General features: G+C 66.5%; 23 protein-coding genes. 4 read left to right on the forward strand and 19 right to left on the reverse strand.

Annotation, left to right across the window (positions count from 1 at the left end; all coding sequences use genetic code 11):
• Nucleotides 1-2: 2 nt before the first annotated feature.
• The 8 genes from atpA to KXZ72_RS05670 form a co-directional block, all read right to left on the reverse strand.
• On the reverse strand, nucleotides 3-1,628 hold the full coding sequence (gene atpA / locus KXZ72_RS05635) for a F0F1 ATP synthase subunit alpha (RefSeq protein WP_226082833.1): 1,626 nt from the start codon (nucleotides 1,626-1,628) through the stop codon (nucleotides 3-5).
• Nucleotides 1,629-1,682: 54 nt separating this feature from the next.
• A complete protein-coding gene (locus KXZ72_RS05640; protein WP_226082835.1) occupies nucleotides 1,683-2,477 on the reverse strand; it encodes a F0F1 ATP synthase subunit delta in 795 nt (264 codons plus the stop codon).
• A gap of 4 nt (nucleotides 2,478-2,481) precedes the next feature.
• Nucleotides 2,482-3,042: a F0F1 ATP synthase subunit B gene (locus KXZ72_RS05645; RefSeq protein WP_226082837.1), complete on the reverse strand. Its 561-nt coding sequence runs from the start codon at nucleotides 3,040-3,042 to the stop codon at nucleotides 2,482-2,484.
• A gap of 30 nt (nucleotides 3,043-3,072) precedes the next feature.
• Nucleotides 3,073-3,306, reverse strand: coding sequence for an ATP synthase F0 subunit C (gene atpE, locus KXZ72_RS05650; RefSeq protein ID WP_226082839.1), 234 nt, complete (start codon nucleotides 3,304-3,306; stop codon nucleotides 3,073-3,075).
• Between the two features lie 46 nt (nucleotides 3,307-3,352).
• Nucleotides 3,353-4,150, reverse strand: a complete 798-nt coding sequence (gene atpB / locus KXZ72_RS05655; protein WP_226082840.1) for a F0F1 ATP synthase subunit A — start codon at nucleotides 4,148-4,150, stop codon at nucleotides 3,353-3,355.
• Between the two features lie 180 nt (nucleotides 4,151-4,330).
• A complete protein-coding gene (locus tag KXZ72_RS05660) occupies nucleotides 4,331-4,789 on the reverse strand; it encodes a hypothetical protein (RefSeq protein ID WP_226082841.1) in 459 nt (152 codons plus the stop codon).
• A 19-nt stretch (nucleotides 4,790-4,808) separates the two neighbouring features.
• On the reverse strand, nucleotides 4,809-5,966 hold the full coding sequence (locus KXZ72_RS05665; protein ID WP_226082843.1) for an MraY family glycosyltransferase: 1,158 nt from the start codon (nucleotides 5,964-5,966) through the stop codon (nucleotides 4,809-4,811).
• Complete coding sequence (locus KXZ72_RS05670) at nucleotides 5,963-6,646, reverse strand: L-threonylcarbamoyladenylate synthase (RefSeq protein ID WP_226082848.1); 684 nt, start codon at nucleotides 6,644-6,646, stop codon at nucleotides 5,963-5,965. The genes KXZ72_RS05665 and KXZ72_RS05670 overlap by 4 nt, the downstream gene beginning before the upstream one ends.
• Nucleotides 6,647-6,798: 152 nt before the next feature.
• Here KXZ72_RS05670 and KXZ72_RS05675 point away from each other — a divergent pair, with 152 nt between their 5' ends.
• Both KXZ72_RS05675 and KXZ72_RS05680 read left to right on the forward strand, forming a co-directional pair.
• Entirely contained in the window at nucleotides 6,799-7,461 is a 663-nt protein-coding gene (locus KXZ72_RS05675; protein WP_226082850.1) for a P-loop NTPase family protein, read from the forward strand.
• Nucleotides 7,461-9,440 carry a YhgE/Pip family protein gene (locus KXZ72_RS05680; RefSeq protein WP_226083441.1) on the forward strand — a complete coding sequence of 660 codons (1,980 nt, stop codon included), beginning with the start codon at nucleotides 7,461-7,463 and terminating at the stop codon, nucleotides 9,438-9,440. Before KXZ72_RS05675 ends, KXZ72_RS05680 begins: the two co-directional genes overlap by 1 nt.
• On the opposite strand, the gene KXZ72_RS05685 is transcribed toward KXZ72_RS05680, so the two are convergent.
• Both KXZ72_RS05685 and prmC read right to left on the reverse strand, forming a co-directional pair.
• Nucleotides 9,437-10,252 carry an HNH endonuclease family protein gene (locus KXZ72_RS05685; protein ID WP_226082852.1) on the reverse strand — a complete coding sequence of 272 codons (816 nt, stop codon included), beginning with the start codon at nucleotides 10,250-10,252 and terminating at the stop codon, nucleotides 9,437-9,439. The genes KXZ72_RS05680 and KXZ72_RS05685 overlap by 4 nt on opposite strands.
• 109 nt (nucleotides 10,253-10,361) lie before the next feature.
• On the reverse strand, nucleotides 10,362-11,261 hold the full coding sequence (prmC, locus tag KXZ72_RS05690) for a peptide chain release factor N(5)-glutamine methyltransferase (RefSeq protein ID WP_226082853.1): 900 nt from the start codon (nucleotides 11,259-11,261) through the stop codon (nucleotides 10,362-10,364).
• Nucleotides 11,262-11,405: 144 nt separating this feature from the next.
• Here prmC and cysK point away from each other — a divergent pair, with 144 nt between their 5' ends.
• On the forward strand, nucleotides 11,406-12,344 hold the full coding sequence (gene cysK, locus KXZ72_RS05695) for a cysteine synthase A (protein WP_226082855.1): 939 nt from the start codon (nucleotides 11,406-11,408) through the stop codon (nucleotides 12,342-12,344).
• 15 nt (nucleotides 12,345-12,359) lie between these two features.
• On the forward strand, nucleotides 12,360-12,914 hold the full coding sequence (gene epsC, locus KXZ72_RS05700; protein ID WP_226082857.1) for a serine O-acetyltransferase EpsC: 555 nt from the start codon (nucleotides 12,360-12,362) through the stop codon (nucleotides 12,912-12,914).
• Here epsC and KXZ72_RS05705 read toward each other — a convergent pair.
• The 9 genes from KXZ72_RS05705 to KXZ72_RS05745 form a co-directional block, all read right to left on the reverse strand.
• The gene (locus KXZ72_RS05705) at nucleotides 12,907-14,202 is read right to left on the reverse strand and encodes an MFS transporter (RefSeq protein WP_226082858.1); all 1,296 of its coding nucleotides are present in this window, start codon (nucleotides 14,200-14,202) and stop codon (nucleotides 12,907-12,909) included. The genes epsC and KXZ72_RS05705 overlap by 8 nt on opposite strands.
• Before the next feature lie 104 nt (nucleotides 14,203-14,306).
• On the reverse strand, nucleotides 14,307-14,963 hold the full coding sequence (locus tag KXZ72_RS05710; protein WP_226082860.1) for a hypothetical protein: 657 nt from the start codon (nucleotides 14,961-14,963) through the stop codon (nucleotides 14,307-14,309).
• 174 nt (nucleotides 14,964-15,137) lie between these two features.
• Nucleotides 15,138-16,220 (reverse strand): peptide chain release factor 1, encoded by a 1,083-nt coding sequence (prfA, locus tag KXZ72_RS05715; RefSeq protein ID WP_226082862.1) that lies wholly within the window; start codon nucleotides 16,218-16,220, stop codon nucleotides 15,138-15,140.
• 98 nt (nucleotides 16,221-16,318) lie between these two features.
• Nucleotides 16,319-18,496 carry a transcription termination factor Rho gene (rho, locus tag KXZ72_RS05720; protein WP_449867481.1) on the reverse strand — a complete coding sequence of 726 codons (2,178 nt, stop codon included), beginning with the start codon at nucleotides 18,494-18,496 and terminating at the stop codon, nucleotides 16,319-16,321.
• A 265-nt stretch (nucleotides 18,497-18,761) separates the two neighbouring features.
• Nucleotides 18,762-19,694, reverse strand: coding sequence for a homoserine kinase (gene thrB, locus KXZ72_RS05725; RefSeq protein ID WP_226083447.1), 933 nt, complete (start codon nucleotides 19,692-19,694; stop codon nucleotides 18,762-18,764).
• Between the two features lie 14 nt (nucleotides 19,695-19,708).
• Nucleotides 19,709-20,791, reverse strand: coding sequence for a threonine synthase (gene thrC, locus KXZ72_RS05730; RefSeq protein WP_226082865.1), 1,083 nt, complete (start codon nucleotides 20,789-20,791; stop codon nucleotides 19,709-19,711).
• Between the two features lie 2 nt (nucleotides 20,792-20,793).
• Nucleotides 20,794-22,107 carry a homoserine dehydrogenase gene (locus tag KXZ72_RS05735; protein WP_226082866.1) on the reverse strand — a complete coding sequence of 438 codons (1,314 nt, stop codon included), beginning with the start codon at nucleotides 22,105-22,107 and terminating at the stop codon, nucleotides 20,794-20,796.
• Nucleotides 22,104-23,480 carry a diaminopimelate decarboxylase gene (gene lysA / locus KXZ72_RS05740; protein ID WP_226082867.1) on the reverse strand — a complete coding sequence of 459 codons (1,377 nt, stop codon included), beginning with the start codon at nucleotides 23,478-23,480 and terminating at the stop codon, nucleotides 22,104-22,106. Before lysA ends, KXZ72_RS05735 begins: the two co-directional genes overlap by 4 nt.
• A 190-nt stretch (nucleotides 23,481-23,670) precedes the next feature.
• Nucleotides 23,671-25,092, reverse strand: a complete 1,422-nt coding sequence (locus KXZ72_RS05745) for a cation:dicarboxylate symporter family transporter (RefSeq protein ID WP_226082868.1) — start codon at nucleotides 25,090-25,092, stop codon at nucleotides 23,671-23,673.
• Nucleotides 25,093-25,121 lie beyond the last annotated feature (29 nt).

Here is a 25,121-nt window from a genome sequence, read left to right on the forward strand (position 1 = left end):
GACTATCGACGTCCCTTGACGATCTTTTCCTGGTTGACGTCATCGGCGGCCAGCTCGTCAAACGAGGTGGTGTCGGCGGCGTCTTCGCTGGAGATGAACTCCGCGGAGAAGGTGTCAATTGCGGCAGCCATGGCGTCGCGGGTGTCGTCGTCCAGAACGTTGGTCGCACGGAGCGTGTTCAGAACCTCGGTATTGCGAGCCAGGTAGTCGTGCATTTCCTTTTCGAAACGCAGCACGTCTACCACGGGCACCTCATCGAACTTGCCGTTGGTACCGGCCCAGATCGAGGCAACCTGGTTCTCCACCGGCATCGGCGAGTACTGGGGCTGCTTGAGGAGCTCGGTCAGGCGTGCACCACGGGCCAGCTGACGACGCGAGGCGGCGTCCAGGTCCGAGGCGAACATCGCGAAGGCTTCGAGCGAGCGGTACTGAGCGAGCTCAAGCTTCAGGGTTCCGGAGACCTTCTTGATCGACTTCACCTGGGCGTCTCCACCCACACGCGATACCGAGATACCCACGTCTACGGCGGGGCGCTGGTTGGCGTTGAAGAGGTCGGACTGGAGGAAGATCTGGCCGTCGGTGATCGAGATCACGTTGGTCGGAATATAGGCCGAGACGTCGTTTGCCTTGGTCTCGATGATCGGAAGACCGGTCATCGAACCGGCACCGAGCTCATCCGAGAGCTTGGCGCAACGCTCGAGCAGGCGGGAGTGCAGGTAGAACACGTCACCGGGGTAGGCTTCACGTCCCGGCGGGCGACGCAGCAGCAGCGATACCGCACGGTATGCTTCGGCCTGCTTGGACAGGTCATCAAACACGATCAGAACGTGCTTGCCGGCGTACATCCAGTGCTGGCCGATGGCCGAACCGGTGTAGGGAGCCAGGTACTTGAAGCCTGCGGGGTCGGACGCGGGCGAGGCCACGATGGTGGTGTACTCCATCGCGCCGGCCTCTTCGAGGGCACCGCGCACGGAGGCGATGGTGGAGCCCTTCTGGCCGATTGCCACGTAGATGCACCGAACCTGCTTGGTGGCGTCTCCGGTGGCCCAGTTGTCCTTCTGGTTGATGATGGTGTCGATCGCAATTGCGGTCTTACCGGTCTGACGGTCACCAATGATCAGCTGACGCTGACCGCGACCGACGGGGATCATGGCGTCAATTGCCTTGATACCGGTCATCATCGGCTCGTGCACACTCTTACGCTGCATGACACCGGGTGCCTGCAGCTCGAGGGCACGCATGCCCTCCGAGGCGATCTCGCCGAGGCCGTCGATGGGGTTACCCATCGGGTCCACGACGCGACCGAGGTAGGCGTCGCCCACGGGAACCGAGAGCACCTCACCCGTGCGGGTTACCTCGAGGCCCTCAACGATGCCGCCGAACTCGCCGAGCACAACAACACCAATCTCGTCCTCATCGAGGTTCTGGGCCAGGCCCAGCGTGCCATCCGCAAAGCGGATGAGCTCGTTGGCCATAACGCCCGGGAGGCCCTCGACGTGAGCGATGCCGTCCGCGGCGTCAACCACGTAGCCAACCTCGGTCTTTGCGGCCGAGCCGGGCTCGTATGCCGATACGAAGTCCTTGAGAGCATCACGGATCTCGTCGGGGCTGATCGTAAGTTCTGCCATCTTCTTCCCTATCTGTGCGGAGACGGTTAGCCTCCTGCGTTTTCTTTTCTGGCCCTAGCCAGCAAGTTGAAGTCGAAGTTCGGAAAGCCGCGTCGAAACGCTGCCGTCGAACACGTCGTCGCCGATCTGTACCCGCAGTCCACCAATGATGGAGGGGTCAACGATCTGATTCACCCGAAGGCTGCGACCGTACTGAGCGGTGAGGCCGGCGGCTACCCGCTCGACCTGTGCCGCGCTCAGCGGCAAGGCGCTGGTCACGGTGGCGATGGAAAAGCCCTGCTGGTCGGCGACCGTGGCCGCTGCGGTACGCAGCAGTTCACGAATACGACGCCCACGGGGCTGAGCCACGAGCTGCTCCACGATCGCGATGGTCTCCGGCAGGGCCTTGCCCTGCAGGAGCTTCGCGGTCACGGCGACCTTTTCGCTCGGCTTACCGAGCTTGGAGCCGAGCGCCAGTTCCAGCTCGGCATCCGAGGCAACGATGCGACCGAACTCAAAGAGCTCGCTCGTGATCGTTGCCTCGGCACCGGCGGAAACGGCAGCGGCCCGAAGCCCGAGGTCTTCAATGCCCTCGAGCAGGTCTTCCGGGGAAGACCAGCGCTGGGACACCGCCTGGCGCAGGAGGGCACGTGCGCTTTCGCCCACGGCCTTTCCAAACACCTGGTCGACCGCGGCGGCCTTCAAGGCAGCCTCAGCGGACGGGTCCGAAAGCAGCGCGCGCAGCTGTGCACTGTTACCGACGGCACGTCCGGCGGCAAACAGGTCCGTGACCGTTTTCAGGTCGATCGAACCGGCTGCGTCAAGCGCCTGCGTTCCCGCGGCGAGTGCTTCTCTGGTTGCGCTACCCATTGTTTTAGTTCTTTCCTACGTTCGAAGCCTGCGAGGCATCGAGGTCGGCGAGGAAGCGGTCGACCAGGCCAGCGGCCTTCTTGTCGTCGCTCAGGGTCTCACCAATCACGTTGCCGGCCAGGTCGAGGGCCAGGGTTCCAACCTCACTGCGCAGCGAGACGAGGGCGCTCTGGCGCTCGGCTTCAATCTGCGTGTGTGCGGCGGCGGTTACCCGGGCTGCTTCGACGGTGGCCTGGTCCTTGGCCTCGGCTACGATCTTCTTGCCATCTTCACGAGCGGACTCGCGGATAACACCGGCCTCGGCGCGAGCCTCAGCGAGCTGGGCGGTGTACTGCTCAAGAGCAGCCTCCGCCTCGCGCTGAGCCTCATCGGCCTTGGCGATGTTTCCCTCGATCGCTGCGCCACGCTCGTCGAGCATGGTCTGCATCTTCGGAAGGAAAACCTTCCAGAAGGCGATCAGGATGATGACGAAGCAGATTGCGGAATAAACAATGTCGTAGGTGGCAGGCAGCATCGGGTTGGGCGCTGCCGCCGCCTCCGAAGCCTTAATTACTGCGTTAAGCAAGATGCCTCCTTATTGTCTACGAGGGGTTGGTTACTGGAAGATGAAGTACGTTGCGATACCGATGAAGGCCAGGGCCTCGGTAAAGGCGATACCAATCCACATGAGAACCTGCAGGCGGCTCTGCAGCTCGGGCTGACGAGCCACACCTTCGATCGTCTTTCCAACGACGATACCCACACCGATGGCGGGTCCGATCGCGGCGAGACCGTAACCTACGGTTGCGATGTTTCCATTGAGGTCAGCGAGAACGGTAGTTGCGTCCACGAGTGTTTCCTTCCGTGATGATTGAGACGGCGGTTGCCGAACTCGATTAGTGCTCTTCGGCTACCGCGAGCTGAATATAGACAGCGGTAAGCAGGGTGAAGACGTAGGCCTGGAGTACAGCAACCAGGATTTCGAACAGGGTGAAAGCAAAGCCGAAGGCCAAGCTTCCGATGCCGAGCAGCGGGAAGAGCCCACCGGCGGCAAAGACGAAGAACTGCGTGGCCGCGAAGAACAGCACCAGCAGCAGGTGACCCACGAGCATGTTCATGAGCAGACGCAAGGTCAGGGTGACCGGGCGAATGACGAACGTGGAGACGAGCTCAATCGGGGTAACAATGAAATAGACCGGCCACGGAACCCCGGCGGGGAACAGCGAGTTCTTAATGAACTTGCCAGGGCTCTTTTTCAGACCGGCATAAATGAAGGTGACATAAGACACCAGGGCAAGGACCAGCGGGACACCGATGACGCTGGTTCCGGCGATATTCAGGAACGGGATGACTCCCGTGATGTTCATGAATAGCACCATGAAGAAGATGGTGGTCAGGATCGGCAGGAAGCGTTTAGCATCCTTCTTACCGAGGAGATCCTCACCGATGTTGACTCGAACCAGGTCGAGTCCCATCTCTACCAGGCTCTGGAAGCGGCCCGGGACAATTTTCATCCTGCGGGTACCGATCCAGAACAACACCAGAAGCGCCGCGACGGCGATCAAGCGAACCATCATAATGCGGTTCATCTCGAAGGGAGTTCCTACGAATAGGAAAGCTTCCGGGAAGAACTCATTAATGGACGGGCCATGGAAACCATCGTCGTTTCCAGCGGTCGGGACCAGCAGGTGCACAGCGTTTACTATCAGCGCTATCTCCTGTTTCGGGCGTGGAGCTGAGCTCTCGCGACAACGAATGTATGGACGTCCCCAACCCGCACATGCAAAAAAACTGCATACTTCGGCGGGGGAACTTCACTTACCCTATCAAATATTTAGGGCACGCTCAGCCGGTTTTTGCGATAAAACCGCTATTTAGTTGGCGGTCTTTGTATCGGGATCTTCAAAGGTGGGCAATTCGATGTCGCTCACGGCGGGAAGGCGGCCCTTGGCGATCGCAACACAGTCCACGATGAGTGTGCCGATCACGCCCACAATTAGGCACAGGAAGAGCACAAGCTTATTGACCCAGGGCTGATCCGAGATGACCCACGCCGTGACGAGGAACAAAATAAACTTCACGATCCAGCCGCCCATGACCACGCCAAAAAAAATCGGAACGTAGAGGTCGGAGGAGGTATAGCGATTGGCCACCAGAATGCTCACCACGGTGATCCCGAGGAAAACCAGGGCCATCGCGGTCCCCACGAGGGCGGAGATCAGCCCGTGGACGCCGTCCACGGCGAAGCCGATGCCACCACCCACCACGGCGATGGCGAGGGACAGCAGGGCCCCCCAGGCCAGGCTCTTACGGAAGATGGGGGTCGCGTTCATGGGGGTGGGTTCCTTTGGGTTAGGCGGAGGCCGCGAGGCGCTCCTGGCGGCGGCGTTCGTGCCGCGCGCGAAGAACGGGCATGAGGGTCAGCACGGTACAGCCGATGACCCCCAGGACAAGGAAGGTCACGGCGATCCAATACGGCTGGAAGATAAAGGCCATGAGGCAGGCCGCGGAGATCACGATGGTCCAGGCATAAAACACCAGCACGGCACCAAAATGCCGGTGCCCCATATCCAGGAGGCGGTGATGCAGGTGTTTGCGGTCGGCCGCGAACGGCGACTTACCCGCGCGCAGGCGGCGATAGACCGCGAGGCTGAAGTCCAACAGCGGAACCACGAGGATCGCGACGGGCAGGATGATCGGGATAAACGCACCGATCAGCTGGCTGCGGCCCACGGTCGCGGCCTCCTGGCCGATGCCCAACGCGGAGGGGTCGATCTGTCCGGTGATCGCAACCGCGGAGGTGGCCATGAGCAATCCGATCAGCAGCGCCCCGGCATCGCCCATGAACATCCGCGCGGGATGCCAGTTAAACGGCAGGAAGCCGGCGCAGATTCCGATCAGGATGGCCGAGAGCAGCAGGGGAACGTTGAAGTAGCTGGTCTGGCCCATCGAGCGCACCAGCAGATAGCCGTAGATAAAAAACGTGCCGTTGGCGATCAGGCAGACGCCGGCGACCAGGCCGTCCAGCCCGTCGATGAAGTTCACGGCGTTCATCACCAGCACCAGCACAAATACGGTGAGCACAAACGAGGCCGTGCTGGAGCCCACGGTGAGCCCCGCGATGGGTAGCGAATAAATCTGGATGCCATAAAAGGCGATGATGCCCGCGGCGATAAACTGCGCCGCGAGTTTAATCATCCAGTCCAGGTCGATCAGGTCATCGAGGACACCCACCACCACGATCAGCGCGGCGGCGCCGAGGATGGCATACATCTGGCCGGGATCGTCGAAGGTATGACCCAGAAATTTATTATTCTGGGCGTAGATAAACGCGGCCACCACGCCGAGGAACATCGCGACCCCGCCCAGGCGGGGCGTGGGGCGGGTATGCACATCGCGTTCCCGGATGGGCGGATACAGCTTAAAGCGCAGCGCAAATTTCCACACCACAAACGACAGCACCGCGGTGATAATCGCCGTGAATGCCGCGACGAGAACGTATTGGATCATTCCGGCGTGGTTCCCGCCGGGGCCTCGGGCTCCAGAAGATCACCCAGCACGCCGTGCAGGGCCTCGCGGGACACCACTCCCTGGCGCAGGATCCGCACGGTGCCGCCCGGGCCACCCAGCGCGGTGGCGTCGATGATCGTGGAGGGGTTCTCCCCCGCCGGGCCGCCATCCAGATAGATGTGTACCGAGCTGCCGAGCATCAGCTCGGCCTCCTCCGCGGTGGTGGCCGCGGGCATGCCGGTGAGGTTCGCGGAGGACACCGCGAGCGGGCCGGTATCGCGCAGCAGTTCCAGCGCGATCTCGTTATCGGGCATCCGCACCGCGACGGTGCCGTGGGTATCTCCGAGGTCCCAGGCCAGCGAGGGCTGGGCGTTCATGACGATCGTGAGGCCCCCGGGCCAGAAGGCCTCCACGAGGCTATTTACCTCATCCGGGATGCCGTCCACCAGCGCCGCGAGCGTGCCCACTCCGGGCACAAGCACGGGCGGCGGCGACTGCCGGGTGCGCCCCTTGGCATCAAGCAGGCGCTGCACCGCGGCGGGGGAAAAGGCGTCGGCGGCGAGACCATAAACGGTATCGGTGGGGATGACAATAAGCTCGCCGCGAGCGATGGACGTGCGGGCGAGTCTTAAACCGGTGAGCAGCTGAGGGGCTTCGGAGCAGTGATAGATGCGGGACATTGCCGCTAATTCTAGCGCGATTCCCCGAGAGGATGCGCCGAGGATTCCCGGGTACCCGGGTGGGCCTTTCGCCGGGTCGGCGGGTGAAGGCGCAGAATAGGAATCGTGATGGGTGCGCCCGGTTGCCCCACCCCGCGGGAAGGAACCTCAAAATGCGGATTGAATTGCGTGACGTGAGCAAGGGGCGCGGCGGCGCGCAGCTGCCCGCCACCAGCCTCGTGATCCAGCGCGGAGCGGCCACGTTTGCGATGGCCGAGACCGAGCAGCGCCCCACCGTGCTGGGGCTGATCGCCTCGGGACGGATGCGGCCCGATACCGGAACCGTGATGATCGATGGGGAGCCCGATACCGCGCGCATTCGCCGCGTGGTGGCCCTCGTGGATGCCCCGGTGGTCTCCGAACCCGCCGGAAACGTGCGGGTGAGCGAGGTGGTGGCCGAGGAGCTGATGTTTGCCGGGCGGCATACGCATGTGCGCGCGGTCGCGCGGCAGCTGGACGAGCTCGGGCTGCGCGGGGAATCCGCCACGGATATGGCCGATCTGGCCCCCGAGGCCCGGATCCGGCTGCTCACCGAGCTGGCCGTGCTGCGCCCCGGGGTGGAGGCCCTGGTGCTGGTGGCCCCGGACCGGCACGGCGGAGACCCGGAAACCTGGTGGAAAATCGCCAGGGAACTCGCGGCCCGGGATCTCGCGGTGCTGGTGATCGCCGGGGTCGCGGCCCGGTCGGCGATCGCCGCGAGCGCGCAGGAGGAGCCGCGCAGCACCGTATCGGCGGACTCGGTCCCGCTGTTTAACCTCGACGGAAAGCGGTCATGATGAAGGTTTTTGCGATGGTGCGGGCGGAGTTTTCCCGGCTCTGGGCCACCCCGATGTCGCGCCTGGCGTTTCTTGCCCTGATGGTGGTGCCGCTGCTCTATGGCGGCCTCTATCTCTGGGCCAATCAGGACCCCTATGACCGGCTCGACCAGGTGCCGGTGGCGCTTGTGGTGGCCGATGCGGGCACCACGGAAAACGGCGTCACCACCAATTACGGCCGGGATGTGGCGGAGGGCCTGATCTCGGACGGCACGTTTGCCTGGGCCGAGGTCTCCGCCTCCGAGGCCGAGCGCGGCGTAAAAAACGGTGATTTTGATTTTTCCCTCACGCTCCCCCGGGACTTCTCGGAGGCACTGGCCTCCTCGCAGACCGCGCAGCCGCGGCAGGCCGAGGTGCTGCTAACCACCAATGACGCCAATAGCTATCTCGCGGGCACCATTGGCGAGCAGGCGGCCAAGACCATTCAGACCCAGATCGTGGCCACCGTGAATAAAAAGGCGGCGCAGTCATTCCTGGACGCCCTGGGCACGATTCGCGGAAACCTCGTGGAGGCCGCCGATGGCGGGACCCGCCTGGGGACGGGGGCGCGGGACGCGCTGGACGGGGCCGCGCAGCTGAGTGCGGGGGCCGAGACTGCGCGCGCGGGTTCCGCCGAATTGGGCGCGGGCCTGGGCACCCTCGCGGGGGGAGCCCACACGCTGGATGCCGGGCTGGACACGCTGCGCGCGCAGACAGCGCAGCTGCCCGAGCAGACCCGGCAGCTCGCCGCGGGTGCGGGACAGATCGCCGCGGGCAACGCCGAGATCGCCCGCGTGGGTGATGAGGTGGCCGGGGCATCCTCGCGGCTGGTCGCCGAGGTGCCCGAGGCGCGCCAGCGCATCATCAATAGTCTCACCGCGGCGGGGGTGGATTCCGAGGTGATCGCCTCGGTTGTCGCCGAGGCCGATCGGGTGGGAAGCCTCGCTACCGAGAGTAATACCCGGGTGCAATCGGTTGTGGGCCGCCTGGATCAGCTGGGTTCCGGCTCCGCTACTCTCGCGGCCGGCACGGCCACGCTCGCGGGGGCCACCCCGCAGCTCGCGGACGGCATCTCCCGGCTGGCCGCGGGGGCGGGCGAGCTCTCCACCGGCGCGGATGCGGCCGCGCGGGCCTCCACCGACCTCACCGCGGGCCTGGGCACGCTCCACGAGGGGCTGGGCGATCTGGGCACGGGCCTGGGCACGCTCCATGACGGGCTGGGCACGCTCACCGAGGGCCTCGAATCCGGGGCGCAGCGCATCCCCGATTCCTCGGTGGATCTGCGGCTGCAACAGGCCACCAATATTGCCAATCCGGTGCAGCTGCATAATACAGCGGTGACCAGCGCCGGTACCTATGGCGCCGGGCTTGCGCCGTTTTTTGTGAGCCTCGCCGCCTGGATCGGCATTTATGCGCTCTTCCTGATCCTCCGGCCCGTCTCGCGGCGCGCGATCACCGCCCTGCACTCCCCCATCAAGATCACCCTCGCGGGATGGCTCACACCCGCGCTGCTCGGGTCCGTGCAGATGATTGCGCTCTTTGGAATCGTCGCGGGCACCCTGGGCTTCCAGGTCTCTAATCCGGTGGGAGCCTATGGCATGATGGCGCTCGCCTCGGTGACCTTCGCGTCGATTATTCTCGCGCTGAATGTCTGGCTGGGCAGCGTGGGCCAGTTCATCGGCCTGATCCTGATGGTTGTGCAGCTGGTGACCGCGGGCGGAACCTTCCCGTGGCAGACGCTGCCGGCACCGCTGGCCTGGCTGCACCACTTCCTGCCGATGTCCTATGCCGTGGACGGCATGCGCCAGCTGATGTACGGCGGCAATGGCGCGGCGGCCGGGCAGGACGCGATCATCCTGGCCTGCGTCACGCTGGGGGCCCTGGTGATCGCGGCGGTCGGCGTGACCCGGATGACCCATTTCCGCACGCTGCGCGATCTGCAACCGAGCCTGATCGGTTAGGGGGTCGGGGCGGGGGGCCGCAGGCGCGATTGCGCCGCCTCCTGCCCCGGGCAGGTATCCAGCACCGCGGCCATTGCCGCATGCTCCGCGGGGGTGACCCACAGGCCATAGGCGGCCTTGACCGAGACCTGGCGGGCCACATAGGGGCAGCGGAATTCGCGCCGCGGCGGGAGCCAGGTGGCCGCATCGGAGGCCGATTTTTGGGTATTGGTGGGCCCGTCCACGGCGAGCAGATTCAGCGGATCATTGGCGAGGAGGCGGCGCGTCTCATCGTCCAGCCGCGCGGCGCCGGTCTCCCAGGAGTTCAGCAGGGCCACCACATGGTCGATCTGCACCAGCGAGGAGGTTTTTTCTCCGCGCTCAAACGCGATGGTGGAGCCGGTATAGGGGTCGTTCAGTACCCCGCTGAGCACGCGGCAGCCCCCGCGGGTGGTGACCTCGGTCAGATCGCGGGCGAGGATATCGTTGCGGGTATCGCAGCCGTTGCGATCCGCATCAAACCAGGCGACGCCAAATCGCTGCACGCGGTCATAGCCGGTCTTGGGCGCGCGCCCCTTAACCGGCAGGGTATCCAGCAGCTCCCGCGCGGGGCCCGCGCTCTCAAAGCCCGCCGGGGCCGTGACCGGAAGCGTCTGTCCCGGGGCCGCAGGCGCCAGATCCTCGCGGGCGGTGGCCCCACCCGCCCCGTTGAAGACACCCGCGCCATAGAGCGAGACGGCCAGAACGGGAATGAGGGCCAGGGCCGAGAGCCACGGGGTGCGCGGGCGGCGGCGGGAACGGGAGGTACGGGTGGTGCGCGTATTGCGGGGCATGCGGTCCTTGCTCTGTGTGGTGCCGGCGCGTGCCGGGCAACACCCCCGAGCCTAGGCCGCACCGCCGACACCCGCGCCCAGGGCCGCGGGTGCCGGACGGGGTCGGCCGCTAGCGCAGGGCGGTGGTGACGCGATCGCGCTGGGTGAGGTCGCGGAATGTGGCCGCGGCACCCCAGCCATCGGCGGTGAGAATTCCGCGGATCGCCTCGCCCTGCAATTCGCCGTGCTCGATGATCAGCGTGCCACCGGGCCGCAGCAGCCCCAGCCCGCGCGCGGAGAGCGCGCGCACCAGGTCCAGGCCGTCCTCGCCGCCGTAGAGCGCGGTGGGCGGGTCAAAGAGCCGCACCTCGGGATCGCGCGGGATCGCGCGCGCCGGAACATAGGGCGGATTGGAGATCAGCACCGCCACGCGCCCGTCCAGCTCGGGAAAGGCCTCGGCCATATCCCCGAGGTGCAGGCTCGCATTGGGCGCGCCGATCGCCGCAAAATTGCGGGCGGCCCACGCATGCGCCGCGGGGATTTTTTCGAGGGCATAAACGCGGGCGCGCGGCACCTCGGTGGCCATCGCGAGGGCGATCGCGCCGCTTCCGGTACCCAGGTCCACCGCGATCGGCTCCTCCTCGGGCAGCAGGTTCAGCGCGTCAATCGCGTATTGCACCACGAGCTCGGTCTCGGGGCGGGGCACAAAAACGCCCGGACCCACCAGCAGCTCCAGCGAACGAAACGGGGCGCTGCCCAGAATATGCTGCAGCGGTTCGCGCGCCTCGCGCCGGCCAAGCAGCGCATCCAGCGCCTCGGCGGTGCCCTGCCGCGCGGCGCGGCCGGTAATAATTGCCGCCTGGAGCTCCCCGCGGCCCATCTCCTCCAGGTGGGCGAGCAGCAGCTCGGCATCCACCCGGGCATCGGGAATCCCCACCGCCTCGAGCCGCGATTGCGCCCCGCGCAGCAGTGCATCAAGTGTGGCGGGGGTGGCGGGCTGCCCGGCATCGGGAATGAACGGGGTCTGCATGGTGGTTATCATTTCTCGAAGATCGCGAAGCGGGAGCGTAATAAACCTTATCTTGCCGGGCGACCACCTCGCGGTGCGCCCCGCGTTTGAATAGGCTGGGCGTGCAGCACTTCACTCTGGACCATAATCGATAGGGAAATTCACGTGACCGGATATATCCACGATGACATCACCGGCACCTTTGGGAACACTCCCCTGGTGCGCATCAACCGTCTCGCCGAGGGCACCGGCGCCGACATCCTCGCCAAGCTGGAGTTCTTTAACCCCGGTTCCAGCGTGAAGGACCGCCTGGCCATCGCGATCATCGACGCCGCCGAGGCCTCGGGTGCGCTCAAGCCCGGCGGCACCATCGTTGAGGGCACCTCGGGAAATACCGGGATTGGCCTCGCCCTGGTGGGTGCCGCGCGCGGCTATAAGGTCATCCTCTCGATGCCCGCCTCGATGAGCATCGAGCGCCGCGTGCTGCTGCGCGCCTATGGTGCCGAGCTGGTCCTTACCGAGCCCGCCGAGGGCATGCGCGGTGCCGTGGCCAAGGCCGCCGAAATCGTGGAGAACACCCCCGGCGCGATTCTCGCCGAGCAGTTTGCCAATGCCGCCAACGTGCAGATCCACCGCGAAACCACCGCCGAGGAGATCTGGCGCGATACCGAGGGCGGCGTGGATATCTTTGTGGCCGGCGTGGGCACGGGAGGCACCGTGACCGGTGCCGGCGGAAGGCTCAAGGAGCTGAACCCCAATATTCAGGTGGTGGCGGTGGAGCCCATCGACTCGCCCATCCTGAACGGCGGCAAGCCCGGCCCGCATAAGATCCAGGGAATCGGCGCCAATTTCATCCCCGAGATCCTCGATACCGAGGTTTATGACGAGGTCATCGACGTGTCCTTCGAGGACTCGCTCACCGTGGCCCGCGACCTCGCGGCCAAGGAGGGAATCCTCGCGGGTATCTCCTCGGGAGCGATCCTCTGGGCCGCGCTGGAGCTGGCGAAGCGTCCCGAGAACGCCGGCAAGGCCATCGTCGCGATCATCCCCGATACCGGTGAACGCTATATCTCCACCGCCCTGTGGGCCGGCCTCGGCGAATAGGACCGTACCCCACCCATGAATCCCATTTCCCGTGTGCGGGAGGACCTGCGCACGGCGCGACGCCACGATCCGGCGGCCCGCAGCGGCTTTGAGATCGCCCTGGTGTACTCGGGGGTCCACGCCGTGTGGGCCCACCGGGTGAACCACTGGTTGTGGACCCACGGAGTGAAGCTCCCCGCCCGGATCGGATCGCAGTTCACGCGGTTCCTGACCGGCATCGAGATTCATCCCGGGGCCACGATCGGGCGTCGCTTTTTTATCGACCACGGCATGGGCGTGGTCATTGGCGAGACCGCCGAGGTGGGTGACGACGTGATGCTCTATCACGGCGTCACCCTCGGCGGGAAATCACTCAGCCACGGAAAGCGCCATCCCACGATCGGCGATGGTGTCACGATTGGCGCGGGCGCGAAGGTGCTTGGCCCGGTCAGCATCGGGCCGCGCAGCGCGGTGGGCGCCAATGCCGTGGTGACCCGGGACTCCCCCGCGGATTCGCTGCTGGTGGGTGTTCCGGCGCGGCCGCGGCGGATCGGTGCCGATACCGTGCTGAACCCGGAGTATTTTATTTAGCGCGCAGGGCCGCCAGGATGCTGAGCGCACCCAGCAGCGAGATATACGCGCAGATCGGCCACGGGTTTTCCCCCGCCATGCGGTAGAGCCACGCGGCCAGCAGCGGGGTGAGCCCCACCGAGACGACGCTCCCGAGCTGATATCCCAGCGAGATGCCGCTATAGCGCACCCGCACCGGAAACTGCCGGGCAAACCAGGCCGCCTGCGGGCCGTAGATCGCATCGTGCAGGATATTCATCATCACGATGAATACCGGGATCAGCAGCCCGAGGGGGCCGCGATCCAGGAAGAGAAAATACGGCCAGATCAGGAGCGCGATACCCGCGGCCGCGCATACGCACGGAATCCGCGGACCCACGCGATCCGAGAGCGCACCCCAGAGCGGGGTCGAGGCCAGGCCCAGCGCACTCACCACCAGGATCCCGGCAAGCGCCGCCCCGCCATCGCCGCGCCGCTCGAGCAGATAGCCGAGGGTATATACGGTGAGAATCGAATAGAGCGCGGGCTGGACCAGGCGCAGCCCCGCGGTGATCAGCACGGCCCGCCAGTGCCCGCGCAGCACGGCGAGTAGGGGCGCGCGCAGCCGGGTTCCCGTCTCGGCGACCCGGCGAAACTCCGCGCCGTCACCCACCCGGGAGCGGATCACGAGGCCCACCAGGACCAGCAGCACGCTGAATAAAAACGGGATCCGCCAGCCCCCGGCCAGGAACGCCGCCGGGCCCAGTACCCGGCGGCAGAGCGCAAAGATGCCGGTGGCCAGGAGCATGCCCGCGGCCGAACCCATCTGCGTCACCGAGCCGGCGAGACCGCGCCGCGCGGCGGGGGCATGCTCAACCGAGAGCAGCGCGGAGCCGCCCCATTCCGCGCCCGAGGCCAGGCCCTGCACCAGGCGCAGGAGAATCAGCGCGGCCACCGCGCCGATGCCCCAGGAGCGGTAGCCGGGCAGCAGGCCGATCAGGGTGCTGGCCCCGCCCATCACGAGCAGCGAGAGCATCAGGACCCGGGCGCGGCCGAGGCGATCACCCAGATGTCCCGCGAGGATCCCGCCCACGGGGCGCGCGGCGAAGCCCACGCCATAGGCCGCGAAGGACTGCAGGAGCGCGATCTGCGGGGTGGACTCCGGAAAAAACACCGGGGCGAAGATCAGCGCGGAGGCGGTGGCATAGAGATAAAAATCATAAGACTCCACCGTGGTGCCGATGAGCGAGGCCCAGAGCACGCGGCGGCGTTGCCGGGCGGCGGTGTCCGGCCGGCCGGTCTCGGGGCCGTAGTGTGCCGCGCCCGCCATCCGCGCTCACCTCCCCCGGGCCACCCGCGCGGCGGCCCCCTTCCATGCTCCGGCCGGGGCCGTCGAGGCTCAACCCTGCCGCGTCACGCGGCGTCATCCGGCCGCTAGCGTGTGGCCTCCCGCACACACAGCAGGGAGGGCACATCCACCGCGGTGAGCAGCGCGAGGCAGGAGATCAGCGCGATCGCGGCGAAAAATCCCCGCGGCTCGGCGGCGATGCCGGCCCGGTACAGGACCGCGGTGATCGCGGCCACGAGCGGCGGCAGCAGCGCGTAGAGCCACGTGGGGCTGGCCCCCGGGGCCACGAGGGCCAGCGCGAGGGGCAGCGCGACCGCGAGCAGCGCGCACCACAGGGGGCCCACGCGCAGGCGGCGCCGCGAGAGCGGCCCGCGCGGAAATAGCCGGCGCTCCAGGGCGGTGGCAAACGCGCCGAAGACCACGGTGGGGATCAGGTGAATCGCGCAGGTGGCCACGGCGCCCAGCGTGGCGATCACCGCGAGCAGCGCGCCGTCATCGGCGAGCATTGCCGCGGTTGCGCTCGAGGAGCGCAGGGCAAATGCGGCATCGCCGGGGATGCGCGCGGCAAAGAGCGCCGCCAGGATCAGCACTCCCCCGCGGCGCACCATCAGGCTCGTGACCTCGGGGCCCGCATAGGGGAGGAAGGCCCCGTGCCCGCACGGGCAGTCCCGCCCCGCGCCCGGACAGGGTATGGCCTGACGCGGCTGCCAAACGCGCCGTGTGACTTCGTGAATACGGCCCATGAATCCCCCAATTCCGGCGAGGGGAAATCCTCGCCCCCGCAACGATAAAGGGCGTTTTAGCAAACGGCCAGTAGTATCACTTGTTATCTGCTGGGAATCCGGGGGAACACAAAACCGCCGGCGGCACCCCGCGAGGGGGCACGGCCGGCGGCCCGGTGTGGACGGGGCTATACCCTATTTATCGGTATCGCCGATCACGGCGAGACGCGCCTCCTCATCGGCGGTGATCGCCGAATCGATGATCGGGTCCAGCGCGCCGTTCATCACGGCGTCGAGGTTATAGGCCTTATAACCGGTGCGGTGATCCGCGATGCGGTTCTCCGGGAAGTTATACGTGCGAATGCGCTCGGAGCGGTCCATCGTGCGGATCTGGCTCTTGCGGGCATCCGAGGCCGCGGCGTCGATCTGCTCCTGCTGGTGCGCGAGGATACGCGCGCGCAGCACGCGCATACCGGCCTCGCGGTTTTGCAGCTGCGATTTCTCGTTCTGCATCGCCACGGTGATACCGGTGGGCAGGTGGGTGATGCGCACGGCGGAGTCGGTGGTATTCACCGACTGGCCGCCGGGGCCCGAGGAGCGATAGACGTCGATCTTCAGATCGTTCTGGCTGATCGCCACCTCCTCCGGGGCGTCCACCTCGGGGAAGACCAGCACACCGGTGGTGGACGTGTGGATGCGTCCCTGAGATTCGGTGGCCGGAACGCGCTGCACGCGGTGCACACCACCCTCATATTTGAGGTGCGCCCAGACGCCCTGCGAGGGATCGGTGGCATTGGACTTAATCGCCACCTGCACGTCCTTATATCCGCCCAGGTCGCTCTCGTTGCGCTCCAGCAGCTCGGTCTTCCAGCCCTTGGACTCCGCATAGTGCATATACATGCGCAGCAGATCGGCGGCGAACAGGGCCGACTCGGCCCCGCCCTCTCCGCCCTTGATCTCCATGATCACGTCGCGGGCATCGTCCGGGTCGCGCGGGATCAGCAGGCGGCGCAGCTTCTCCTGGTTCTCGGCGAGGTTTTCCTCGAGTGCCGGGATTTCCTCGGCAAAGGCGTCGTCCTCGCGGGCGAGCTCGCGGGCGGCCTCGAGGTCCTCTACGGACTCCAGCCAGCGGCCGTGGGCGGCGAGGATCTTGCTCAGCTCGGCATAGCGGCGGTTGAGCTTCTTGGAACGTGCGGGGTCAGCGTGCACGGCCGGATCGGACAGTTGAACCTGCAGATCGGCGTGTTCCTCGATCAGTGTTTGCACTGATTCAAACATGTGTTTCCCTTCGTGGAGGATGTGCCGGAAGAATAAAAAATCCGAACCCGCCTATCTCCGCGCCGGGGCGCGGGGATAAACGGGTTCGGGAAAAACAGCTAGCGGTGCTCGCGACCGTTGCCCTCGGCGGGCGCCGGCATCGACTTCTGCATCTGGATCAGGAACTCGACGTTGCTCGAGGTCTCCTTAAGCTTGCCCAGGACCACCTCGAGGGCCTGCTGCTGGTCAAGGCCGGCGAGGGCGCGACGCAGCTTCCAGGTGACCTTTACCTCATCGGCACCCAGCAGCATCTCCTCGCGACGCGTGGAGGAGGCGTTGATGTCCACGGCCGGGAAGATACGCTTATCGGCCAGCTGACGGCTCAGGCGCAGCTCGGAGTTACCGGTGCCCTTGAACTCCTCAAAGATGACCTCATCGGCCTTGGACCCGGTCTCGACCAGGGCGGTCGCGAGGATCGTGAGCGAGCCGCCGTTTTCGATATTGCGGGCGGCACCAAAGAAGCGCTTGGGCGGATACAGGGCGGCGGCGTCCACGCCTCCGGAGAGCACGCGGCCCGAGGTGGGAGCGGCCAGGTTATAGGCGCGACCGAGGCGGGTGATCGAGTCGAGGAGAACCACCACATCGGTGCCCATCTCGACGAGGCGCTTGGCGCGCTCGATGGCCAGCTCGGCCACCGTGATGTGGTCCTCGGCGGGGCGGTCAAACGTGGAGGCGATGACCTCGCCGTTGACCGTGCGCTGCATATCGGTGACCTCCTCGGGACGCTCATCCACGAGGACCACCATCAGGTGGGTCTCGGGGTTATTCGTCGCGATGGCATTGGCGATCTGCTGCAGGACGATGGTCTTACCGGCCTTGGGCGGGGCGACGATCAGGCCGCGCTGGCCCTTACCGATCGGGGCCACCAGGTCGATGATGCGCTGGGTGAGCTTGGTCTGCTCGGTCTCCATGCGCAGGCGCTCCTGCGGGTAGAGCGGGGTGAGCTCGCCGAAGTCCACGCGGTTGGCGGCGTCCTCGACGGACAGGCCGTTGATCGAGTCCACCTTCACGATGGCGTTGTACTTCTGGCGGGTATTGTGCTCGCCCTCGCGCGGCTGGCGAATGGCGCCCACCACGGCGTCTCCCTTGCGCAGGTTGTACTTCTTGACCTGGCCGAGCGAGACGTAGACGTCGTTGGTTCCGGGCAGGTAGCCGGAGGTGCGCACAAATGCGTAGTTGTCCAGGACGTCGAGGATACCGGCCACGGGCAGCAGCACGTCGTCCTCGGACAGCTCGATCTCGCCGTCCTCATTGGGTCCGCGGCGCTTGCGGTCGCGGTAGCGTCCGCGGCCGCGGCCGGCGTCGTCCAGATCGGAGCCGTTCTGGCGGTCGGGACCGTTATTGCGGTCGTTGCGGTCGTTGCGGTCGTTGCCGCCACGGTCGTTATTGGCGTTGCGGTCGTTGCCGTTATTGCGGTCGTTACCGCCACGGTCGTTATTGGCGTTGCGGTCGTTGCCGCGGTTCTCGGCGCCGGACTTCTGATCGCGGTTGCCGCGGCCGTTCTCCGAATCGGAGCCCTCGGTGCTCTCGCGCTCCACACCGTTGCGGGTGCGGCCGCGGCCGCGGTTGCGGCCGTTCTGGCGGGGCTCGGCGCCGGACTGTTCGGTCTCGGACTGCTCGGAATCGGCTGCCTGCTCGGCCTCGGCCTCGGCGCCGGACTCGGCGGTGACGTCGTCGTTCTGGTTGCGGTTGCCGCGTCCGCGACGGTTACCGCGGCGGTTTCCGCGCGGGTTCTCGCGCTCCTCGCCGGCCTCGGTCTCCTCGGCGGCGGCCTCGGGGGCGTCCGGGATCAGCGGGGCACCGTCGTGGTTGACGTGGCCGCGGGCCGATACCGGCGCGGTGGGCTCGGCGTCTTCGGCGGCCGGCGTGGCCTCCTCGGTCACCGTGGCGGTGCTCGCGCGGCGCGAGCCGCGCTTGCGGGCGGGCTCGGTGGCGGCGGGTGCCTCCTCCGGGCTCGTCTCGGCGGCGGCCTCCGCTGCGGGAGCCTCGCTCGCGGCGGCCTCGCCGGTACCCGCAGCGGCGCGGGCAACGGTGATGGCATCCACGAGGGCGCTCTTACGCATCTTGGAGGAGCCGACAACACCCAGCTGGGTGGCCAGGGCCTGAAGCTCGGCGACCTTCAGCGAGGGCAGTGCCTCATCGGCGGTTTCATAAGTAGTGACGTTATTCACGTAGGGTTCCTTCCCCAGGAAAGGCTCTCTCCCCCACAGAGGGGAAGATGATGCCGGAGGGCACATCGCGGCGGTGGCGACACAGAGAAAGCGGCGCCGTACCCGGACCCGAGAAACTGTGTCTCGGGAGAACTGGGATGCAGATGCGATGGCTCAGATTTGCAGAAATGACCCGCGCGGCCAGAGATACCCGGGTGAGAAATGCTCATTCACTCGGGTGTTGCCGTGTGGGATTAGCTCCACACTAACACCTCGACCCCGCTCACCGGGAAATACACGCGGAAAATTCTCGGCGAGTTGCCCGGTGGCGGGGTCGAATCGGTGAGGCGGGTTAGAGCGCGTCTACGCTCGCCCCGCGCACATCCACCGCGAGCATCAGCTCGCGCCAGGGTGCGCCGGGCGTCGCGGCGGCCAGTGCGGCGGCCCGGGCGCGCTCGCCCGTGCCATCGGCCAGCACCAGCACGGAGGGGCCGGCCCCCGATACCACGGCGGGCAGGCCCTCCTCGCGCAGCGCGGTGACCAGCGCGTGGGTCGCGGGCATCGCCTCGGCCCGGTAGTCCTGGTGCAGGCGATCGGCGGTGCCGTCCCACAGCAGCTCGGGGCTCTGGGTCAGGGCGGCGATCAGCAGGGCCGAACGCGAGACGTTAAAGACGGCGTCAATATGCGGCACGTTCTCGGGCTGGAGTCCGCGCGCGACCTTGGTGGACAGCGTGTGCTCGGGCACCAAAACCAGCGGCGAGACGCCGCGATGCACCGCAAGCTTCTTATGGCGCGGACCGGTCTCGGATTCCCACGCGATCGTGAGGCCACCAAAGAGGGCGGGAGCCACGTTATCCGGGTGCCCCTCGATCTCGGTGGCGAGGTGCAGGAGCGCCTCATCGGAGATCTCCACGGCCCCCGCCAGCAGGCCCTTCGCGGCCATGATTCCGGCCACCACGGCGGCCCCCGAGGAGCCCATTCCGCGGCCGTGCGGGATCGTATTATGCGCCACGATATGCACGCCCGGGACCTCGCGGCCAAATGCGGCAAAGGCATAGGCCATCGACGTCACCACGAGGTTGGTCTCATCGGTGGGTACGGTGCCCTCGCCCACGCCGTGGATCTCCACCAGCGCACCGGGCTCCTCGCGGACCGTGACCGTGATCTCGTCATAGACGCTCAGCGCGAGGCCCAGCGTATCAAAGCCCGGGCCGAGGTTGGCGCTGGTCGCGGGCACACGAACGCGAACGCCGCGACCCACGGGGGTCCCGGCGTTCTCGATCATGTGGGGGTCGACGCTCACGCGCCAGCCTTCGCGAGGCCCAGCACCGAGGCAACCTCGGTGGTCTCGGCCTTAACCACGGTGGGGGTGATATCGGAACCATCCGCGGCGCGCAGGGCCCACTGCGGGTCCTTCAGGCCGTGACCGGTCACGGTCAGCACGATGCGCGATCCGGCGGGAACCTGGCCGGCATCGGCGCGCTCCAGCAGGCCGGCGACCGAGATGGCCGATGCGGGCTCCACAAAGATGCCCACCTCGGCGGCGAGGATCTTCTGCGCCTCGAGGATCTTGGCGTCCTCGATGGCCCCAAAATAACCGTTGGTCGCCTCGCGGGCGGCCAGGGCCAGCTCCCAGGACGCGGGGTTACCGATGCGGATCGCCGAGGCGATCGTCTCGGGGTTCTTCACCACCTGGCCGGTGACGATCGGGGCGGAGCCGGCGGCGCTGAAGCCAAACATGCGCGGCAGGGTGGTGGAGTCACCGTGGCCCAGGGCCTCGGTATAGCCGCGGGTATAGGCGGTGTAGTTTCCGGCGTTACCCACCGGGATATAGTGGAAATCGGGGGCGTCTCCGAGGACGTCCACGATCTCAAATGCGGCGGTCTTCTGGCCCTCGATGCGGTCGTTATTAACCGAGTTGACCAGGTGCACGGGATAGTGCTCGGCGAGCTCGCGCGCGATATCGAGGCAGTCGTCGAAGTTTCCCTGGATCTGGATCAGCGAACCATCGTGCACAACCGCCTGGCTGAGCTTACCCATCGCGATCTTGCCCTCGGGCACCAGCACCGCGGCGGTGATTCCGGCGTGTGCGGCATAGGCCGCGGCGGAGGCGGAGGTATTCCCGGTCGAGGCACAGATAACGGCCTTGGCCCCGGCCTCCACGGCCTTGGAGATGGCCATCGTCATGCCGCGGTCCTTAAAGGAACCGGTGGGGTTCATGCCCTCAAATTTCACCCAGACCCGGGCGCCCGTGCGCTTGGACAGCGCGGGGGCCTCGATCAGCGGCGTGCCACCCTCACCCAGGGTGATGATGGGGGTTTTTTCGGTTACATCAAGACGGTCTGCATATTCGTGCAGGACTCCGCGCCAAAGATTAGCCATCGTTATGCTCCTTCAAATCGTAGAACGCTGACCACGGATTTCACCGCGTCACTTGACCGCAGAGACGCGACGGTGTCCTGCACCGCGGCCTCCCGGGAGGTATGGGTACCGATCACCAGGACGGCCACGGCCTCGCCGTTTTCGCCCTCCTCGGGGACCGACTGCTCAACGGTCTCCACCGAGACGCCACCCTCGGCGAGGATCCCGGCGATGCGCGCGAGCACACCGGGCCGGTCGATCACCGTGAGGCTGATCTGGTATTTGGTGCTGATCTCGCCAAACGGCAGCAGCGGCAGCGCGGCCGCGGCGTTCACGGCCTGGCCGGGACCACCGTCCACGTGCCGGCGCGCGGCCGAGACAAGATCGCCGAGCACGGCGGAGGCGGTTTGCACGCCGCCTGCACCCGCGCCGTAGAACATCAGGGGGCCCGCCGCGGCGGCCTCCACAAATACAGCGTTATTTCCGCCGTGGACCGAGGCAAGGGGGTGCTCGCGCGGGATCAGTGCGGGATATACGCGGGTGGAGATGCCCTCACCGGCGGCGCCCGAGACGCGCTCGGTGATGGCAAGCAGCTTAATGGTGCAGCCCGCCTTCGCGGCCGCCGCAATCTGCTCGGCGGTGATATCCTCGATGCCCTCGCGGTAGACCGAGTCCGCGGGAACCTCGCCGTGGAAGGCGAGGCGCGCGAGGATCGCGGCCTTCTGCGCGGCATCGTAGCCGCCCACATCCAGCGTGGGATCGGCCTCGAGGAAGCCCAGCTCAAACGCGGTCTTCTGGGCCTGCTCCATGGTGTCGCCGAAGCGATCCATGCGGTCGAGGATGAAATTGGTGGAGCCGTTCACGATCGCGAGGATGCGCTCGATGCGGTCCCCCGCGAGGCTCTCGCGCAGCGGGCGGATGATCGGGATGGCCCCGGCCACGGCGGCCTCATAGGAGATCAGCGCGCCCACGCGGGCGGCGGCGGCAAAAAGCTCCGCGCCATGCGCGGCGATCAGGGCCTTATTGCCCGTGACCACATCGGCACCCGAGGCGATGGCCTCCAGGATCAGCGTGCGGGCGGGCTCGATGCCGCCGATCAGCTCGATGACCACATCGGCGCGGCGCACCAGCTCATGGGCGTCGGTGGTCAGCAGCGCCGCGGGAATATCAAAATCGCGCGCGGCATCGAGGCTACGCACGGCCACACCCACGAGGTCGATGCTGATTCCGGCGCGCGCGCTCAGCTCCGCGGCGTCCTCGATCAGCAGGCGGGCTACCTGGCTGCCGACCGAGCCGGCGCCCAGCAGGGCGACGCGCAGGGTACGAAGTTCACTCACAGGGATGTGTCCAATCCGGCATCTCGTGCCAGTAGGTCTTGCTCGGTCTCGCCGCGCACGATCACGCGGGCCTGGCCGTTTTTCACGGCCACCACGGCGGGACGACCGAGGTAGTTATAGTTGCTGGCCAGCGACCAGCAATACGCTCCGGCGGCGGGTACGGCCAGGCGATCGCCCGGGGCCGCATCCGCGGGCAGAAACTCGTTATAGACGACGATATCGCCGGACTCACAGTGCTTCCCGGCCACGCGGGAGAGCGCGGGCTCGGCGTCCGAGACGCGGTTGCTCAGGCGGGCCGAATACTGTGCGCCGTAGAGTGCGGGCCGGGCGTTGTCGCTCATGCCGCCGTCCACGGAGAGGTAGCGCCGGATCGCGGTGCCGCCCTCGGGCAGGGACACCTCCACATCCTTGGTGGTCCCAACCTCGTACAGACTCAGCGTACCGGGTCCGGAGATGGTGCGCCCCGGCTCAAACGCCAGAACGGGCACGGGAATGCCCAAACGTGCACATTCCGAGGCCACCGCATCGGCAATTTCGGCGGCGAGCGCGCCGATCGGCGTGGGGTCATCCACGCGGGTATAGGCGATTCCGAAGCCACCGCCGAGGTTCAGCTCGGGAACCGGGCCGCCCTCCAGCAGGTCGCGGTGCAGCTCCAGCAGGCGCTTGGCCGATTCGCCAAAGCCCGCGGCGCCAAAGATCTGCGAACCGATATGGCAGTGCAGGCCGAGGAAGTTCAGCTCGTTGCGCGCGCGGATCAGGGCCACGGCCTCCGGAGCGTTGGCGCGGGTGATGCCAAATTTTTGGTCCTCATGGGCGGTGGCGAGGAAGTCGTGGGTCTCGGCGTGCACGCCCGAGTTCACGCGCAGGCGCACGTTCTGGATGCGGCCGTGACGCGCGGCGGCATCGGCCACGCGATCAATCTCCTGCAGGCTATCCAGCACAATCGTGCCGATTCCGGCGGCCACGGCGCGGTCGATCTCGGCCAGCGACTTATTATTGCCGTGCAAACCGATGTGGTCCGCGGGGATTCCCGCGGCCAGCGTCACGGCAAGTTCGCCGCCGCTGCACACGTCGATATAGAGGCCGGCCTCGCTCACCCAGCGCGCGATCTCGGCGCTGAGGAAGGACTTACCGGCGTAATACACCTTGGCGGTGGTGCCGATGCGGGCTGCCTCGCCGTGGAACGCGGCGTGGGTCTCGCGGGCGCGGCCGCGGAAATCTTCCTCGTCCACGGCGTAGAGCGGGCTGCCAAAACGCTCGGCGAGCTCGTCCACGGCAATCCCGGCGAGGGTCAGCCGACCCTCGGCATCGCGCGCGGCGTTGCGGGGCCAGAGCCCGGGGGCGAGATCGTTTGCGTCTTCGGGAACACTCATCCAGGACGGTGCGAGGGGGTGTGAGGCCACGGGTGGGAAACCAATCGTAGTGGTTGGTGGATTTGCGACCATTCTATCCAGGGTCGCACGACCATTTTCCCAGATTAAGTATGCCGGGCAGGGAATCCGCCGTTCCCGGGGGTTCGTCCCCCCATTGCCCCCGCAGGCGAGCCCCGGGAACGGCGAGTTTTTACCGCGCGGACGCCGTTTCGGGCGTGCGCTCGGTGGTCTGGGGTGTGGGTGCGATCCGCGCCATATCCGCGGGCGCGGCCGCCGCGGGGGCATCGTCCTCGGCCTGCGGCCCGTGGCCGTGCCCGGCGAGCATCGTGGTCTCGTCGAAGCGGATTTTCCCGGCGAGCACCTCGCCCACCCGCTCGCGGTCGATCTCCCGGGTCCAGGTGCCAATCAGCACGGTGGCCACGGCATTACCGGTGAAATTGGTCAGCGCGCGGGCCTCGGACATAAAGCGGTCGATCCCCACGATCAGGCCCACGCCGTCCACGAGGTCGGGGCGGTGCGATTGCAGGCCCCCGGCGAGCGTGGCCAGCCCCGCGCCGGTGACCCCGGCGGCGCCCTTGGACGCGATGATCATAAAGATCAGCAGCGAGACCTGCTCGCCCAGCGCGAGCGGGGTGCCCATCGCCGAGGCCACAAACAGGGAGGCCATCGTGAGATAGATCGCGGTGCCGTCGAGGTTAAACGAATACCCGGTGGGTACCGTGACACCCACCACGGGCTTGGATACCCCGAGGTGTTCCATCTTCGCGATCAGCCGCGGCAGCGCGGCCTCGGAGGAGGACGTGGAGAAGATCAGCAGGTATTCGCGGCCGAGGTATTTCATCAGCGAGAAGATATTCACGCGGGTCACAAGGTAGAGCAGCCCGCCGAGGATCACCACGATAAACAGCGCGCAGGTGATATAAAACGCGATCATCAGGGTGGCCATGCCGAGGATCGCCTTCACACCGGTGGCCCCCACCACCGCGGAGATTGCGCCAAACGCACCGATCGGGGCGAGCCACATGATCATGATCAGCAGGCGGAACACCAGGACCTGCACATCGGAGATCGCGTTGAGCACGTTTTTACCGGCCGGGCCGAGCTTTTGCAGCGCAAAACCCACCAGCAGTGCCACAAACAGGGTTTGCAGGATATTGCCCGCGGTGAGCGAGGACAGCAGCGAGGTGGGGATGATGCCCAGCAGGAAATTGGTGGTGCCGCCCGATTGCTCGGCGGGTGCCTCATAGTGGGTCAGCGTGAGGTTCAGGCCCTCACCCGGGTGGATCAGGTTACCCACCACCAGGCCGATGATCAGCGCAAAAATGCTCATCACCATGAAATAGGCCAGCGCCAGCCCGCCCACCTTGCCCACCGTGGCGGCCTTCGCGATTGAGCCCACACCCAGAGCGATCGTACAGAAAATCACCGGGGCGATCATCATCTTAATCATCGCGATAAACGCATCCCCGAGGGGTTTCAGCGTCACGGCAAACTCGGGGAAAACCAGGCCGATCGTGGCCCCCGCGATCACCGCAATGATCACGGCGATATACAGATAATGCGACTTATCCAGTCGCTTGCGTGTTTTACGCGGCGCGGTACGCACGGCCATGTCAACTCCCTTGTTTGGATGGCATTTGA

It is taken from the genome of Mycetocola spongiae, assembly GCF_020424085.1.
Taxonomy (GTDB): Bacteria; Actinomycetota; Actinomycetes; order Actinomycetales; family Microbacteriaceae; genus Mycetocola; species Mycetocola spongiae.